Raw genomic sequence first — 14465 nt, 5'->3', positions numbered from 1 at the left:
GTGGGGTATAATTCCTTCCAAGGTGGAGGGTACTCCCGGAACAGGGGTTATCAAGGCCAGAGGCAGCCCCCTGGAAATGATAAGATCGAAGAGATAAAGCGCTCCGCCAAGAACTTCTTTGAATGGAGCGCCCAGGAAAGGCTTCAGAACGCAATGGAGCTCGGAAAGTACCTCTCCCATAACCTCAAGACGAATCAGATAAGGAGGGTTCTGGAGATAGCGCGCCGCATACACCTCGAAATCCGGAGGGGAAAAGAGAGGGACTTCGTCGATGACGTTGTGAGGATGAGGTACCTGCTTGCGTACGCGGTTGGAAAAACGACGAACAGAAACCAGAGGGAAGCCCTGAAAAACTTCTACGAAATCCTCGACCAGATGCTTGATGTTATAATGAAGCCGAAGGATTCGGAGGATTTGAAGCCCGCCGAGAAATTTGAGATATTTTACGACTTCCTCCAGGCCGTTGTTGCCTACCACAAGTTTTACGGGGGTGTTGACTGATGGTTATGGACAGAAAGTTCAACGGAAAGCTCGTTATCACCGGAAAAATAAAAGCCGTCACCGGACTTCACATAGGTGCCCAGAGGGAAGTGGGGGAGATAGGTGGAATCGACAACCCCGTTATCAGGGATCCCGTTACCGGCCTTCCCTACATACCCGGCTCCTCGCTCAAGGGTCGCTTGAGGTCCCTGTTCGAAATTCTCACCAATTCAAAGCTTGACGAGTGGAAGGAAAAGTATATAGGCCTTAAAGGCTACTCCCCCGGAAGCTGCAGGGAAGAAGGGAGAGAGAACTGCGGCAAGTTCTTCAACAAGAGGATAAACAATGGCTGGATTCACGTATGTCCGGACTACCAGAAGGCCTACAACTGTCCGGTATGCAGATTATTCGGAGCCAGCGGTAACGATAGCAACTTCCCCTCGCGGCTGATAGTCAGAGACGCGTTCCTCACCGAGGAATGGAAGCGCAAATGGGAGGAGGGACAGGAGATAACGGAAGCAAAAATCGAGGTTGGGATAGACCGTGTTACATCCCAGGCGAACCCGAGGACGAACGAGCGCGTCGTTGCCGGAACCGAGTTCAACTTCGAGATAATCTACACCGTGGAGGATATAAGTCACTGGGAAGACGACGTCAAAAACCTCCTCACGGCGATGGCCCTTCTCGAGGACAGCTACCTCGGAGGCTCTGGTTCAAGGGGCTACGGAAAGGTGAAGTTCTTCTTCGAGAACATTGAGTTCAGAAAGGCCGACTATTACAGGACAGGGGATCCGAGGGACATCATCAAGATACCTGCCGTGAACAAGAGCGTCCGTGAGATACTCTCCGAATTCGGCGACCTCTTCTCGGAGGTGAAAGCGAAACTGGGGGCGGAGTAATGAAATTCAAGGCCATAAAGCTGAAGCTCAGGGGGCCCCTAACGGAGATTCCCCACGCTGACACGCTATTTGGGGCAATGGCCACGGCCGTTGGGGTACTCTATGGAAAAGAGGCAATCGACGAGTTTGCAGAGCGGTTCCAGAGGGGAGCAAGGATAAGCTCGGCCTTTCCCTACGAAGGAGAAAAGCTCTTCCTCCCGAAGCCTCTGAGCGCTGAATACTGGCTTTCCACACTTCCCGAAGAGAAGATCAAAGGGATTCCTAACTTCAAGAGGCTAAAGAGCGCGAAGTACCTTTCCCTGGGAGAGTTCGAGAAGGCCCTGAGGCTCGAGCAGTTTACGTACGCCGAGCTCCCCTTCAAGAGGGTTGAGCTCCCCAGGGTGGCCCTCGACAGGGTAACAAGCAACTCCGCCCTCTACTTCTGGGAGGAAATCCGCTTCAAACCGAACACGGGAATCTACTTCCTCTATCAGGGCGACGGGGAAACGCTCAAGGGCTACATCCTCCCGGCGCTTCGCTACCTGGGTGATACGGGCATAGGGGGAAAAGGAACGTGGGGATACGGCCTGTTCGACATCGAGGTTGAGGACGTGGAGATAAGTGTCCCCAGGGGGGAGGCCTTCGTTACGCTTTCCAACACGCTCCCCTCGGAAACTCCCCTCCTCTGGAGGCTTTTCCGCAAGGGTGGCTGGAGCCCCTGGGGCAGGAAGCCAAAGCTTAGCTTCATTGAGGAGGGCTCAATAATCGGCAACGACTCCGGGAAGATAGAAACTCTCACCGTTGGAGGAAAAGGAATCTACGTCTACGGTCTGAGTTTTCCCCTTCCAGCTAAGCTCCCGGAGGGATTGCCATGAGGCTTACAGTTCTCTTTCCCCTCCACATAGGGGACGGAAGCGAGATCACAAGCGTTGACATTTATCCCGGTGATGGCATGATATTCGTCCTCGACACCAGAAAGCTCACGGAGGATCTCCTCAACCTCGGGATACCGCTTAAAGAAATTCTAACCCTCTTGAAGGACCCTCCCGGCAACAGCTACGTCTTCAAGGGCTACATAGATTCCCTCAACCTCAACGTGAAGGACTACACCCTATACACGCTCCCCCTCATCGGAGAAGCTGGCAGGGAGAGCATGAGGATAAAGAACTTCATAAAATCCAATGGAAAGCCCTACATCCCGGGCTCGTCCATCAAGGGAGCAATAAGAACCGCGGTGTTCTACAGGGTTTTGAAGGAGTGCGGAGATACTGCAACTGTCATGGACGTGCTCAGCAGCGTTGCGAGAAGTGCCAACAATGAGCAACGGAAAAACATTGAAAAACTGAAAAACTCCGTTGGATGGAACACGCATCTGGTTGAATACTACCTCAACTACATCAACTCACGGCTCGAAGAGGAGAAAAGGTTCGACACAAAGAGCGCCGACGACCTCCTTGAGGCGATAGTCTTTGGCATGGAGCCCGGCGTGAGGTACGAGCCAAAGCGCGACCCCATGCGCGCCCTTGTGGTTAGGGACTCTGAACCCATCGGAAAAAAGCACCTCGCGGTCTACCGCGTTAACATAGTAGGGGCGGACGTTAAGATTCCCACCTGGGTCGAGGCCCTAAAACCAGAAACTACGGTGGAGTTCGAGCTGGCCGTGGACGGGGAGACCCTGAGATTAAACGGAAACCACTTTAACGGCCTCCTCTGGGAGTGCCTTAACAACTATGGAAAGCCGGAAGAGGTCTTCGAAGACTTCATCTGGAAGGCCGTGGACGAGTTCTACGGTGAGGTAATAAAGGCGGAACTGGATGAAATTCACAAGCATGGGCCCTATAGGACCAGCGTCAGCTCCTTCTATAGAACCCTTCCCGAGGGCAGAAAGCTCCGCCTCGGCTGGGGAAGCGGCTGGATATCGACTACAGTTGGAATACTCCTCAGAAAGGAGAAGAAATGGGAAAGCACACGGAGGGAGCTCGGACTGGGCAGAAAGCCCGGAGGCAGGGGCGTTTCCAGAGACTTCCCCAAGACGCGCAGGGTTGCCGATGGAATGCCCATGGGATGGGTGAAGGTGGAATGAAGCTCCTCATAGCCTCCTGGGGCGCCTTCGAGAGGTGGACGGAGACCAAATACCGGTTTGGGAATGTGAGGCTCGCGAACAAGTCAACCCTTCCAATACTCCAGAGGGTCATAGAGCCGGACTGGAGCGTCATAGTCCTCCCCGAGACCCTCGGGGTTGATTTTACCTCTCTCGAAGCCCTCAGGGAGAGCATACGCGGCAAAGTTGAGGAATTCCTCGAGGAGATCGGAACCGGGAGGGAAGTGGACGTTTTAATAGTGCCGGGAATCGGAAGCTTCTCCAACGGCACGTTCTCCGGGAGCGCCCTCGACACCTACCACTACGTCCTCTACCGCCTCTCCCAGATAATCCCTCCAAAGGGAGAGCTTGAGGTCCACTTTGACATCACCCACGGCCTCAACTACGTAACGTTCCTCATTCACAGGGCCCTCCGCGAGCTCCTCGGCATACGGGCGCTCCTGAACAGAACCCGCTTCTTAGCTTACAACTCCGACCCGTTCGTTCCGGGGATAACGAGGGAGCTGGGCATAAACGTCATAGAGGACGTTTACGTGGAGCCCCTTCCCCTCTCGGAACCCCTGCCCGATCTCAGCAATTACCTCGTTCCTTACTCCATCGAAAAGAAGGTACTTGGAGAGCTCAAGAGAAAGCTGAAGACCTTTGATATTATAAGGGATAAAAAGAGAAAAATAGACGCCTGGATCGGCTCGGTGGTCTTTGGTCTGCCCCTCCTCTTCGCTGAGAACTTCCCGGATGGGGGAGCCATAGAAGAGGCCGTTGAAGAGCTCCTGAGAACCTGGGAGGAAAACGTGGAGGTTTCGGAAAAGCGCGTGGAGAGAAAGCTGGCCCTTGGAACCGGCTTCGGCACACTGGTGAAGCTCCTCTTCCAGGTGAAGGTCCTCGAAGGTCTCAGGCCGGAACTTCCGCCGAGTGTTGATGCCCTTTACGAACTCTCGAACTCCCTCTTCAGAGGCTCCATAAGGGAAAGGGTCAACGTGGAACTGCACAAAGTGGAGGAGAAAGCGGCGGAATATGCCTCCTCCGGCCAGTTCCCGGGGTGGACGCTCCTGAGGGAATTCTACAGGTTTGACGAGGCCAACGCCAGCATAACCCCTCGAAACTTCTTCGCTCACGCCGGCCTTGAGGCAAACTCGACGGAGGTCAGAATGGAAGAATGGGACGTTGGGGATGCCATTAGGGAGGCGCGGTTACACACCTTCCTGAGGTACTCACCCGATGCAAAGAAAGAGATAGAGGCCATGGTATCAAGGGCCCTGGGGGAGGGGAAATGATAGATGCCTATCTCAAAAACGGCGAGCTCTTCCTCGGGGAGGAGGAAATAGGGGAAATAACTCCGGAGGTCATTGAAGAGGCCTATCTAAGGCCCGTCGTGGAGATGGCCAACGGCGCTCCCGTCGATTCGGACGAAGATGCCCTGGCCCTGTTGAAAGTCTTTGGTTTCGAGCTTTCGAGCAAAACCAAGGATATCCTTGGGGGACTCACGGATGGGAAAAGGGGGACGTGCTCTATCTGCGGAAGAGAAACCAAAGTGGTTCAAAATAAGGCGTTCATCTTTCCCTTCGAGAGGAAGATAGACTCCGTTGTTAGCGATGCCACGAGGCTTCACTTCTGCCTGGAACACGCATTCAAGCTCTACTCCGCAATGGCCTACCTCTACACCGTCCCGGTTGGAGATTCCACGCTCCGCTTCTTCTTCGACGCCCCAGAGAGAGAGCTGAAGCGCTTCAAAAGAACCTTCAAGGACGACTTCTGGAGGGAAAGCTTCAGGGTTACGGCCGAGACAAGGAATGGAAAGAGGCGGTATTACTTCAGTGTTAACCTGAGCCTGAGCAGATACCACCCCAACGAGGCCTTTTTTGCAGTTCTTCACGAGTTCGTCAAGTTCCTCAAGAACAGGAGATTACTGAAGGAGACCGTGGAGGTCGGAAAAACCGTCAAAGTTTACCTCGTTTACGGTTCCAAGCAGTTTTACGGAGAGAGAAAAGGAGAGGGAGCAGAAGAAGAAAGAGTTTGTCAAAAAGGCAATGAGTGACGAGAATGTTGTTGAGTGGGTTAAGCAAAATGTTCCACAAAATGTCGAGGAAGCAGTTGATTTCTTAGATGAATTGATTGAGAAGGGCAAGATTGATGATTATGACATAGATGCGGATGGCAGGCTTAAGCTTAAGGTAAATGGTGTTTGGACGGCAACAGATAAGTATCTCGACTTTGGAATAAAAATAAAAAGGAGGTGATAAGGGTGTTTAAGATGAAAAGATATGAGATTAAGCAGGCTGTTAAGATTGATAAAAGAGTAGACGGTAATGAGGCAACATTGTTTAGGTTTGATATTGTAAAAGGGAAGAGTAGCGAAGAAGTTGAAGTATTTGGAGTGATTGAGTATAGGTGCGTTGAATGTGGAGATATGCTGTTTGTTTTTAACAGTAAAGAATATGAGGAAGAGTTAAATATACGTGGGTTTAAGATTTTGAAGAAAGTTATTGATTGGGAGAATAATAGGGTGGAGTTGGTTGTTGTATTAAATGATTTGTATTACAATAAGGATAGAAAAAGTCTTGTTGATTTGATTGATGAAATAGTAGAGTATGAGTTAATGGATTTTGGAGCTTCATTTGCAATAGCAAAGATGATGATTGAAGGAAAAAATTTGGAGGTTAAATATTGATGGTGTTCATGAGGCTAAAAAGGAGAGGGACATCACTGGGAAGGATGTTACACTCTACCTCCTCCCGAAGGAGGAGAGGGAGAGACGCCTGAAGGCCCTGCTTGAGGCGATAATGCAGTACCACGGTGGAGCCAAGCTGAGCAACTTCTTCACGAAGGTCTACCCCGAGGTAATGGTGGTTGCCCTGCTGAAGCGCAAGATACCCGTCATTGGAGATGCCCTCCGCGTTAAGCCCGGCTACGTTGACGGAAAGCTCGTCCTCGATGTTGACCTCCTCAAGGAAACGATTGAGACGTTCGAGGACAACATAGAGAAGCTCTACGTCGGCCTCTTCGAAAACCGTTTCGCCAACGTTGAGGAGCTGAAGAAGGCCTTTGAGGGGATGAAGAAGGTAGAGGTTCTCAGCATGAGGGAGCTGAGGGAGAGGATACAAAATATTGAGCTCGGTGGGTGAAGTGCTTGGCCTCGTCGTGGAAGTAAAGCCCCTGCAGGCGCACTTCAGGATTCCCTACAATTCCCTCCTCCTCGACAGCTACCCCTTTCCACCGAGGACCACGGCGATAGGCATGATAGCGGGAGCCATGGGTCTGCCCGAGGAGGGCTTCATAAGGCTACTCGAAGAGCTTAAGTACGGAGTAATAGTCGAAGACCCCGGTGCCAGGGTGGAGGAGACCGCAGCCATATTCAAGAATGCCAATGCCCCCATCTACCCAATAACGAAGGTGCTCTACCACAGGCCTTACTACAGGATGTTCTTCGCCGGCGACGAAGAGCTGGTCGAGAGGGCCTACGATGCCCTCCGCGACCCGGTCTTTACCCCCTACATAGGGGACAGCGAGAGCCTTCTCTATCCAGCAAAAAGGGAGTGGGTGGGGCTCGTTGATGTTGAGGAAGGCGAGGAGAGCACGCTGAAGAGCATCATCCCGGCTGAGGAGTACGCCAGGGGCGCGAGGTTCCTCGTCATGAGGAGGAACAACCTGACGCCGAGGGAGTACAGGATGCCCGTTAATTTCACCTACAGCGGGAAGAGCAGGAGGGCAATCTACCAGAGGGTCATCGCCTTCGCAGGCGGCTTCGTAGAGCTGGCCAGCCCGGTGAGCGTGCTACTCTTTGACAAGGAGCCGGTTTTCGTGTTCTGAGTTTATGTTTTCTTCCCCGCTCACCTTTCGTTTTTGATTTGAACTGTTTTCCAGGTTCAAAGCCGGATTTATAACGGCCAAAAATGTTTTCGTTTTCCGTTTACCACGCCGGTGGTAAGGATTCGCCGGATGGACACGTTTTGCAGAAAAGGCGTGAAAGGTTCCAGACGTGAAAACGGCCCTGAATTCCGGGATTTTGGAGGGTTGAAAAGCCATATCTGCAGCCGGATTTTGTTTTTAATTGTTTTTTCAGGCCCAAATTTATTGAGTAGGGTTTCGATTTTTGGAGGGCAATTTTTAACCGACCAAAAGCTTTTGTAGGTAATTTCAAGCATTTTCGTAGGTGCTCTATTTTTGCGTCAGGTTTATAAATGGGCTGCAGTGCCATGGGTTTTCGGGGCAAGGTTTAAATAGGAGTTCTTACGTTATTCCATTTAGGCATCCGGGGAAAAAAGTCGAGGGTTTCCGTAGAACGTGGTCGTGTGGAAAGCCCTCCTTCCGTTGTAAATAACGAGCCTGGATCTCGTTGTTTCCGTAGAACGTGGTCGTGTGGAAAGTCGTCTATGCAACGTACAGGATCGTGCAGATACTCAAAGCATGTTTCCGTAGAACGTGGTCGTGTGGAAAGCGTACTCAGCAAGCCTGTTTGCGTTGATCTTGGAACCAGTTTCCGTAGAACGTGGTCGTGTGGAAAGAAGAAGCGTACATAAAACAGCTTGAGAAGAAGGCACTAAACGTTTCCGTAGAACGTGGTCGTGTGGAAAGAAATACCAAAAGCCGTTTACAGTGGCATATCCGGTGCGGGAAGTTTCCGTAGAACGTGGTCGTGTGGAAAGCCTTACGCACACACACTACCTATACCCACACTTACCTGTTTCCGTAGAACGTGGTCGTGTGGAAAGCCTGAAGGCTCGGTTGGTTTCGTGAACCTCGAACTTAATGTTTCCGTAGAACGTGGTCGTGTGGAAAGTAGAACACTTTTTCGCCCAGTGGATGATTCAAAGACCATGTTTCCGTAGGACGTAGTCGTGTGGAAAGTCGCTTATTTGTTCAATTTGACGTGGTTCTAAGAGATCAGTTTCCGTAGGACGTATTCGTGTGGAAAGAGGAGTAGAAGGCCCTCACAACGTGCCTCGAGGCTTTCATGTTTCCGTAGAACGTAGTCGTGTGGAAAGTTAACCTCTTCCTCATACTCTTTAACTAACTGTTTTACAAGTTTCCGTAGGACGTAGTCGTGTGGAAAGCTGTATACACCACCTATTTGTTCAATATACGACTGCTCTTCCCCGGTTTCCGTAGGACGTAGTCGTGTGGAAAGGCAAAGCTGATGAACAGTTACATGGGGACTCTGCCTACGAGTTTCCGTAGAACGTAGTCGTGTGGAAAGCAGGCACCATGGACACCACCTTGCAGGCATCACCACCATGTTTCCGTAGAACGTAGTCGTGTGGAAAGTTTTGTAGACATCGATATCTAATGTAAGCCAGTTTTCCCCCCGTTTCCGTAGAACGTAGTCGTGTGGAAAGACTTCTTCAAGCGCCATGGACTGCACCGCAAGGAAACCGAGTGTTTCCGTAGAACGTAGTCGTGTGGAAAGATGTCTCTAACCGTCGCTCCGGCAATCTCCCACCATATCACCAGTTTCCGTAGAACGTACTCGTGTGGAAAGGAGAACACCTTAAAGCTAATCGAAGTACCATCCTTCGTGCTTGTTTCCGTAGAACGTAGTCGTGTGGAAAGTAAAGGTTGAATTCTATAATATAATTGAAAAAACCATAGGGGTTTCCGTAGAACGTAGTCGTGTGGAAAGAGGATTGGTTCAACTCGGATCTGGACATAAACGTGGGTTTCCGTAGGACGTAGTCGTGTGGAAAGTTAAGCGTTCTTTAATTTTTTCCTCGGTGTTATCGGCCAAGTTTCCGTAGAACGTAGTCGTGTGGAAAGCAGGTGGAGAAGGGCTATGGAAACACAATGAATGCGACTGTTTCCGTAGAACGTAGTCGTGTGGAAAGATGAAAACCCTGTTAGTTTCGTGGATTTCGAATTTGAGTTTCCGTAGAACGTAGTCGTGTGGAAAGGCTTCAGCTGGCCCGACATTTCCCAAACGAGGCTGTGTTTCCGTAGAACGTAGTCGTGTGGAAAGTCGTGCTCCCGCTCACCGTTGCGCTTGGAGTGATAAGAGCGGGTTTCCGTAGAACGTAGTCGTGTGGAAAGAAGAGTTCTATTAGCTCACTGCTTGAGCTTTCGGGAAACTCGTTTCCGTAGAACGTAGTCGTGTGGAAAGTATAGCCTTACGTCATCCATAGGACTACTTATGTTCTCAAAGTTTCCGTAGAACGTAGTCGTGTGAAAAGATCCCCGCTTCCCAGCACTCTTCCCCACCCCGAACATCGTTTCCGTAGAACGTAGTCGTGTGGAAAGCGACTGTGTCGTCAAGGCGACCTGGCGTTGCGGTGACGTTTCCGTAGAACGTAGTCGTGTGGAAAGAGTATATCGTCAACTCGGTGGGAGTGATCGTTTTTTCCGTGTTTCCGTAGGACGTAGTCGTGTGGAAAGTCGAACAACACGGTGTACCCTAGCGTTTCTGCTAATTCTGTTTCCGTAGAACGTGGTCGTGTGGAAAGGTCCACCAGTATTCTTGTCTATATTCTTCTATGTACTTGTTTCCGTAGAACGTAGTCGTGTGGAAAGACGTATTCTACCTTTTTGGCACTCTTCAGTTGTTGTGCATGCCCGGTTTCCGTAGGACGTAGTCGTGTGGAAAGCATGTAGTTGTTTAACAAAACTTATAAGTTTCAAAGTTGTTTAAGTTTCCGTAGAACGTAATCGTGTGGAAAGAGGTAGGCAAGAAGAGAAAGAGAACTCTTCCGGTGATATTCAGGTTTCCGTAGGACGTAGTCGTGTGGAAAGCAGATGAACAACTTAGTGAAATCCTCGAAGGAAAAGTGAAAAGTTTCCGTAGGACGTAGTCGTGTGGAAAGCGACCTCTTGGCTAATTCTTCTTGAATAGCTGAAGACCGGGTTTCCGTAGGACGTAGTCGTGTGGAAAGAACGATTCATCTCTGATATTAAGCGACCCGGTATCTGTTTCCGCGTTTCCGTAGGACGTAGTCGTGTGGAAAGCCGTAATATTCTTCTGCAACTCCTATGAGATATTGTAATGTTTCCGTAGAACGTAGTCGTGTGGAAAGGCATGCTGTCCGATGTGGGGATTGGGAAACTAGACGTTCGTTTCCGTAGAACGTAGTCGTGTGGAAAGATCTCTCTGTGTTTGTGAAGGATACCATGTGCTATGTTTCCGTAGAACGTAGTCGTGTGGAAAGTTGTACACATATCTGGACTTGTCGTCCATTATTTCTATTGAGTTTCCGTAGGACGTAGTCGTGTGGAAAGACAACGTAATGCCATCCATGGTCTTGTATTACGATGTTTTTACAGTTTCCGTAGAACGTAGTCGTGTGGAAAGTTTTCGTCTATGACTACGAGGTACTTTTGAGCTCTTCTTTTCAGGTTTCCGTAGAACGTAGTCGTGTGGAAAGACCCAAACTATCCTCCCTTGCACATTGGGAACATCAAGTTTCCGTAGAACGTAGTCGTGTGGAAAGCTGATTTGTTGTCTATGCCCGAAATATGGCTTTTTGTCTAGTATCAACCGGTTTCCGTAGAACGTAGTCGTGCGGTGGTGATATGAAGAGGCCCGTCTACATAACCCAGATTGGCATGCTCGAGAGGAGGGGCTGGTTTGTAGATAGTTAAAAGCGTAAAATTTAAGTATTTTTGTTTCATAATTTGTTTTGGTGAGGTGTGGTATGAGGCTTTATCGGACAGGGAGGGCGTCAGAACTCTTAGGCATAAGCAAACCAACACTCATCAGGAAAATTAAATCTGGTGAGATTAAGGCTTATCGGGTTGGGAGAGAATACCGCATTCCAGAAAGTGAAATTAAAAGACTTCTTGAGGGTAAAACCCTTGAAAAAGTTGTCATCTACGCAAGAGTCTCAAGCAGAGACCAGAAAGAAGACTTAGAGAGACAAGTTGAACACCTCAAGAACTACTGCTCCTCAAAAGGCTACCAAGTCATCAAAATCATAACCGACATCTCATCAGGCTTGAACGAGAACAGGAAAGGCTTAAAACAACTCTTCAAACTTGTGGAGAGCGGGGAAGTTGGCAAAGTCGTGATAACCTACAAGGATAGGCTTACACGTTTTGGCTTCAAATACCTTGAAAACTACTTCAACTCTCACGGCGTTGAAATAGAAGCCATCTTTGATGATGAGGAAAAAACAGAAAAAGAACTCGTTGAGGATTTAATAGCCATAGTAACTTCCTTTGCTGGAAAGCTTTACGGAATGCGTTCACACAAGACAAAACGCCTCATCGAGGCGGTAAAGAATGCCCTCCGAAACAATTAAACTCACGGCAAAATTCAAACTCAAAAACCCACCAGAGGGGTTAGATGACCTCTTCTCCCTTTACCGTGAGATTGTAAACTTTCTCCTAACTTATGCTTATGAGAATAACATCACCAGCTTTTACCGGCTGAGAGAGGAGACTTACAAGGAGTTAAGGGGGAAATACCCGCAATTGCCAAGCCATTATCTTTACACGGCTTGTCAGATGGCTACATCAATTTACAAGAGCTACAGGAAGAGGAAGCGGAAGGGCAAAGCCAATGGAAAAAGCCCGTTTTTAAGAAAGATGTGATAATGCTTGATGACCACTTGTTCAAACTCGATCTTGAGGCCGGAGTGATAAAACTCTCCGCTCCGGGCGGGAGAATTCCCTTGAAGTTTTACCCTGCAAAATATCATGAGAAGTTTAAGAGTTGGAGGGTTGGGCAGGCCTGGCTGGTTAAAACGCCAAAAGGAGTCTTCATTAACGTTGTTTTCTCAAAGGAGGTTGAAGTTGGAGAGCCTGAAACCTTTGTTGGTGTGGATTTGAATGAGAACAATGTCACGCTCAGTCTTCCAAATGGCGGGTTTGTTCAGATTATCACTCATGAGCGGGAGATTAGGACGGGTTATTTTGTAAAGAGGCGGAGGATTCAGAAAAAGATGAGGGCTGGAAGAAAGAGGAAGGAGCTTCTCGAAAAGTACGGTGAGAGGGAGAGAAACAGGCTGAATGATTTGTATCACAAATTAGCCAACAAAATTGTCGAGTTGGCGGAGAAATACGGCGGAATTGCTCTTGAGGATTTAACGGAAATCAGGGATTCAATAAGGTATTCGGCTGAAATGAATGGTCGTTTGCACAGGTGGAGTTTCAGAAAACTTCAGAGTATTATCGAGTATAAGGCTAAATTAAGAGGAATAAAGGTTGTTTTTGTTAATCCTGCCTTCACTTCGTCCCTGTGCCCGATATGTGGGGAGAAACTAAGCCCGAATGGGTGCAGGGTTTTGAAGTGTAAGTGTGGTTTTGAGGCTGATAGGGATGTTGTTGGGAGTTGGAATATTCGTTTGAAAGCCCTGAAGATGTGGGGAGTTTCCGTTCCCCCCGAAAGCCAGCCAATGAAGTTGGGAGGCTGGAAGCCTGCCCGTTACGAAATTAACACCCTACACACACTTTATGGGTAGGCAGAACGGGCTACTTCAGACTGCCGACGGGCGATGGAAAGACCGAGACGAGCCTTTTGGCGACCCCCGATGGTGCAGTCAAGCTCGTCTACTCCCTCCCGACCATAACGACCACCGAAGCAATGAGAAGGCGCTTCGAAATGATGTTCGGGGAGAAAGTTTCCTTCGCCCACAGCCTGCTGTTCCTGAGCCTCTACCATAGGGGGGCGCTGGATGAGAAGCTTTTACACCGCTACGCCATGAGGCCGGTCTTCATTTCAACGGTCGACCAGTTACTCCTCGCTTTCCTCAACTACCCCCGCTTTTCTGTCAGGGAGTTCGCCCTGAGGGGGGCGCACTGGATAATAGATGAAATCCACGCCTACAGCCCCTACACCCTCTCCCTTATCCTGGACGGAATTGAATACGCGGGGCAACACCTCGGAGCAGAGGTAACGGTTATGTCGGCTACTCTGCCTTCTCTCCTCGCGGAGGAGCTTGAGAAAAGGTCCCTCAAGCCGCTCATCCCCTTCGAGAAGGTGGAGGAGAGGTATTCCTCAAGGAAGAGGGTCGAGGTAAGTGTGAGGGATGAGCCCCTCCTCAACGCTGTGGACGAAATTGCCAAGGCGGGAGGAAAAGTGCTCGTCGTGGCCAACACCGTCACGAGGGCGAGAGAGCTCTACATCGAGCTGAAAAGGAAGAGGGAAGACGTTTACCTCTTCCACTCCCGCTTCACCAATGAGGATAAGAGGAGGAAGATGGAGCTCGTTGAGGGGATTGAGGGGGGCATCCTCGTGGCCACGCAGGTTGTGGAGGTTTCGCTGGACATTGATTACGATGTCCTCTACACCGAAGCTGCCCCGATTGATGCCCTCGTCCAGCGCTTTGGAAGGGTGAACAGGAGGGGGTTTAAGAGGGGCCGGGCCTTCGTATTCGAACCGGAGGGGGATAAAGCTTATCTTCCCTACGACAAAAAGAGCTTCGAGGCGAGCGTCAATCTTTTGGGAGAGCTTGAAGGAGTTAAGAGTGAGCTCCACCTTCTCAGGCTTAACGACAAGTTCTACGAAGAGGTGTGGGGTGGCTTTGAGAAAGCCATCAACCAGCACTGGTTGAGGAGGAAAACTTTGAAGACGCTCTCGAGGTGGAAGGGAAGCGAGGACTGGCTGAGCACGAGGGATACCTTCATTAGCCTTCCCGCCATTCCAAGGCCCTTCCTGGATATTGCTCTTGAGTACGCCTCTGGATGGGAAGAACTGAGCGATGAGGAGAAGCTAAAAGCTACGGTGTTCGTCGTTGAGAAGACGGTGAACGTGCCGATATGGGTGTTAAACCAGGCGAGACTCTTTTCCGAAGACCTCTACGAGCGCTTTGGAGTTTTCGGTATTGAAGTGGATTACGATGACGAACTCGGCATAGTGGAAGGAGAAAAAGAGCTGGTGTTCTGAGCGTATCTTTGCCCCATGCAACGGCTTTTCACCTGTTTTGGAGAGCGGAATTCCTTTTTAAAGCCCCTATCCTTGTCCACCCCCACAGGAAGCCGGTGATAGCCGCCACCATGTTCCTGATCACTATTCCGGCCCGCACCCCTTTGAGGCCGGGGAAGTGTAGTGGACGAAGACGTAAGCAAAGCCCGCCTCACGAGCT

Annotated in this window: 12 protein-coding genes, 1 pseudogene and 1 CRISPR repeat array; all 13 genes and pseudogenes read left to right on the top strand. The window is 50.0% G+C overall.

The features are described from left to right. Complete coding sequence (gene csm2 / locus ADU37_RS08630) at window positions 1-501, top strand: type III-A CRISPR-associated protein Csm2 (protein ID WP_058947201.1); 501 nt, start codon at window positions 1-3, stop codon at window positions 499-501. After that, entirely contained in the window at window positions 501-1379 is an 879-nt protein-coding gene (gene csm3 / locus ADU37_RS08625; RefSeq protein WP_343203932.1) for a type III-A CRISPR-associated RAMP protein Csm3, read from the top strand. Before csm2 ends, csm3 begins: the two co-directional genes overlap by 1 nt. Next, the gene (csm4, locus tag ADU37_RS08620; RefSeq protein WP_058947200.1) at window positions 1379-2233 is read left to right on the top strand and encodes a type III-A CRISPR-associated RAMP protein Csm4; all 855 of its coding nucleotides are present in this window, start codon (window positions 1379-1381) and stop codon (window positions 2231-2233) included. Before csm3 ends, csm4 begins: the two co-directional genes overlap by 1 nt. Beyond that, on the top strand, window positions 2230-3441 hold the full coding sequence (csm5, locus tag ADU37_RS08615; protein ID WP_058947199.1) for a type III-A CRISPR-associated RAMP protein Csm5: 1212 nt from the start codon (window positions 2230-2232) through the stop codon (window positions 3439-3441). The genes csm4 and csm5 overlap by 4 nt, the downstream gene beginning before the upstream one ends. Beyond that, window positions 3423-4733, top strand: coding sequence for a CRISPR-associated CARF protein Csx1 (gene csx1 / locus ADU37_RS08610; protein WP_343203931.1), 1311 nt, complete (start codon window positions 3423-3425; stop codon window positions 4731-4733). The genes csm5 and csx1 overlap by 19 nt, the downstream gene beginning before the upstream one ends. After that, window positions 4730-5494: a hypothetical protein gene (locus tag ADU37_RS08605; RefSeq protein WP_058947197.1), complete on the top strand. Its 765-nt coding sequence runs from the start codon at window positions 4730-4732 to the stop codon at window positions 5492-5494. Before csx1 ends, ADU37_RS08605 begins: the two co-directional genes overlap by 4 nt. Continuing rightward, window positions 5487-5696 carry a hypothetical protein gene (locus tag ADU37_RS08600; protein WP_058947196.1) on the top strand — a complete coding sequence of 70 codons (210 nt, stop codon included), beginning with the start codon at window positions 5487-5489 and terminating at the stop codon, window positions 5694-5696. Before ADU37_RS08605 ends, ADU37_RS08600 begins: the two co-directional genes overlap by 8 nt. 5 nt (window positions 5697-5701) lie before the next feature. Continuing rightward, window positions 5702-6127: a hypothetical protein gene (locus ADU37_RS08595; RefSeq protein WP_058947195.1), complete on the top strand. Its 426-nt coding sequence runs from the start codon at window positions 5702-5704 to the stop codon at window positions 6125-6127. Next, window positions 6096-6581: a type I-B CRISPR-associated protein Cas7/Cst2/DevR gene (cas7i, locus tag ADU37_RS08590; RefSeq protein ID WP_082663048.1), complete on the top strand. Its 486-nt coding sequence runs from the start codon at window positions 6096-6098 to the stop codon at window positions 6579-6581. The genes ADU37_RS08595 and cas7i overlap by 32 nt, the downstream gene beginning before the upstream one ends. Before the next feature lies 1 nt (window position 6582). After that, window positions 6583-7266 carry a CRISPR-associated protein Cas5 gene (gene cas5 / locus ADU37_RS08585; RefSeq protein ID WP_058947194.1) on the top strand — a complete coding sequence of 228 codons (684 nt, stop codon included), beginning with the start codon at window positions 6583-6585 and terminating at the stop codon, window positions 7264-7266. A 461-nt stretch (window positions 7267-7727) separates the two neighbouring features. Continuing rightward, a CRISPR array of direct repeats spans window positions 7728-10950; the repeat unit is 29 nt; unit sequence GTTTCCGTAGAACGTAGTCGTGTGGAAAG. Window positions 10951-11075: 125 nt separating this feature from the next. After that, window positions 11076-11681, top strand: coding sequence for an IS607 family transposase (locus ADU37_RS08580; RefSeq protein ID WP_058947193.1), 606 nt, complete (start codon window positions 11076-11078; stop codon window positions 11679-11681). Continuing rightward, a pseudogene (locus tag ADU37_RS08575) lies at window positions 11662-12842 on the top strand (RNA-guided endonuclease InsQ/TnpB family protein). The gene ADU37_RS08580 and the pseudogene ADU37_RS08575 overlap by 20 nt, the downstream one beginning before the upstream one ends. Before the next feature lie 56 nt (window positions 12843-12898). Next, on the top strand, window positions 12899-14266 hold the full coding sequence (gene cas3 / locus ADU37_RS08570) for a CRISPR-associated helicase Cas3' (RefSeq protein WP_238981955.1): 1368 nt from the start codon (window positions 12899-12901) through the stop codon (window positions 14264-14266). Window positions 14267-14465: the final 199 nt, after the last annotated feature.

The organism is Thermococcus sp. 2319x1, from assembly GCF_001484685.1.
Lineage (GTDB): Archaea > Methanobacteriota_B > Thermococci > Thermococcales > Thermococcaceae > Thermococcus_A.
Note: the sequence above shows the minus strand (reverse complement) of the source record. Positions and strands in the feature narration are given on the sequence as shown.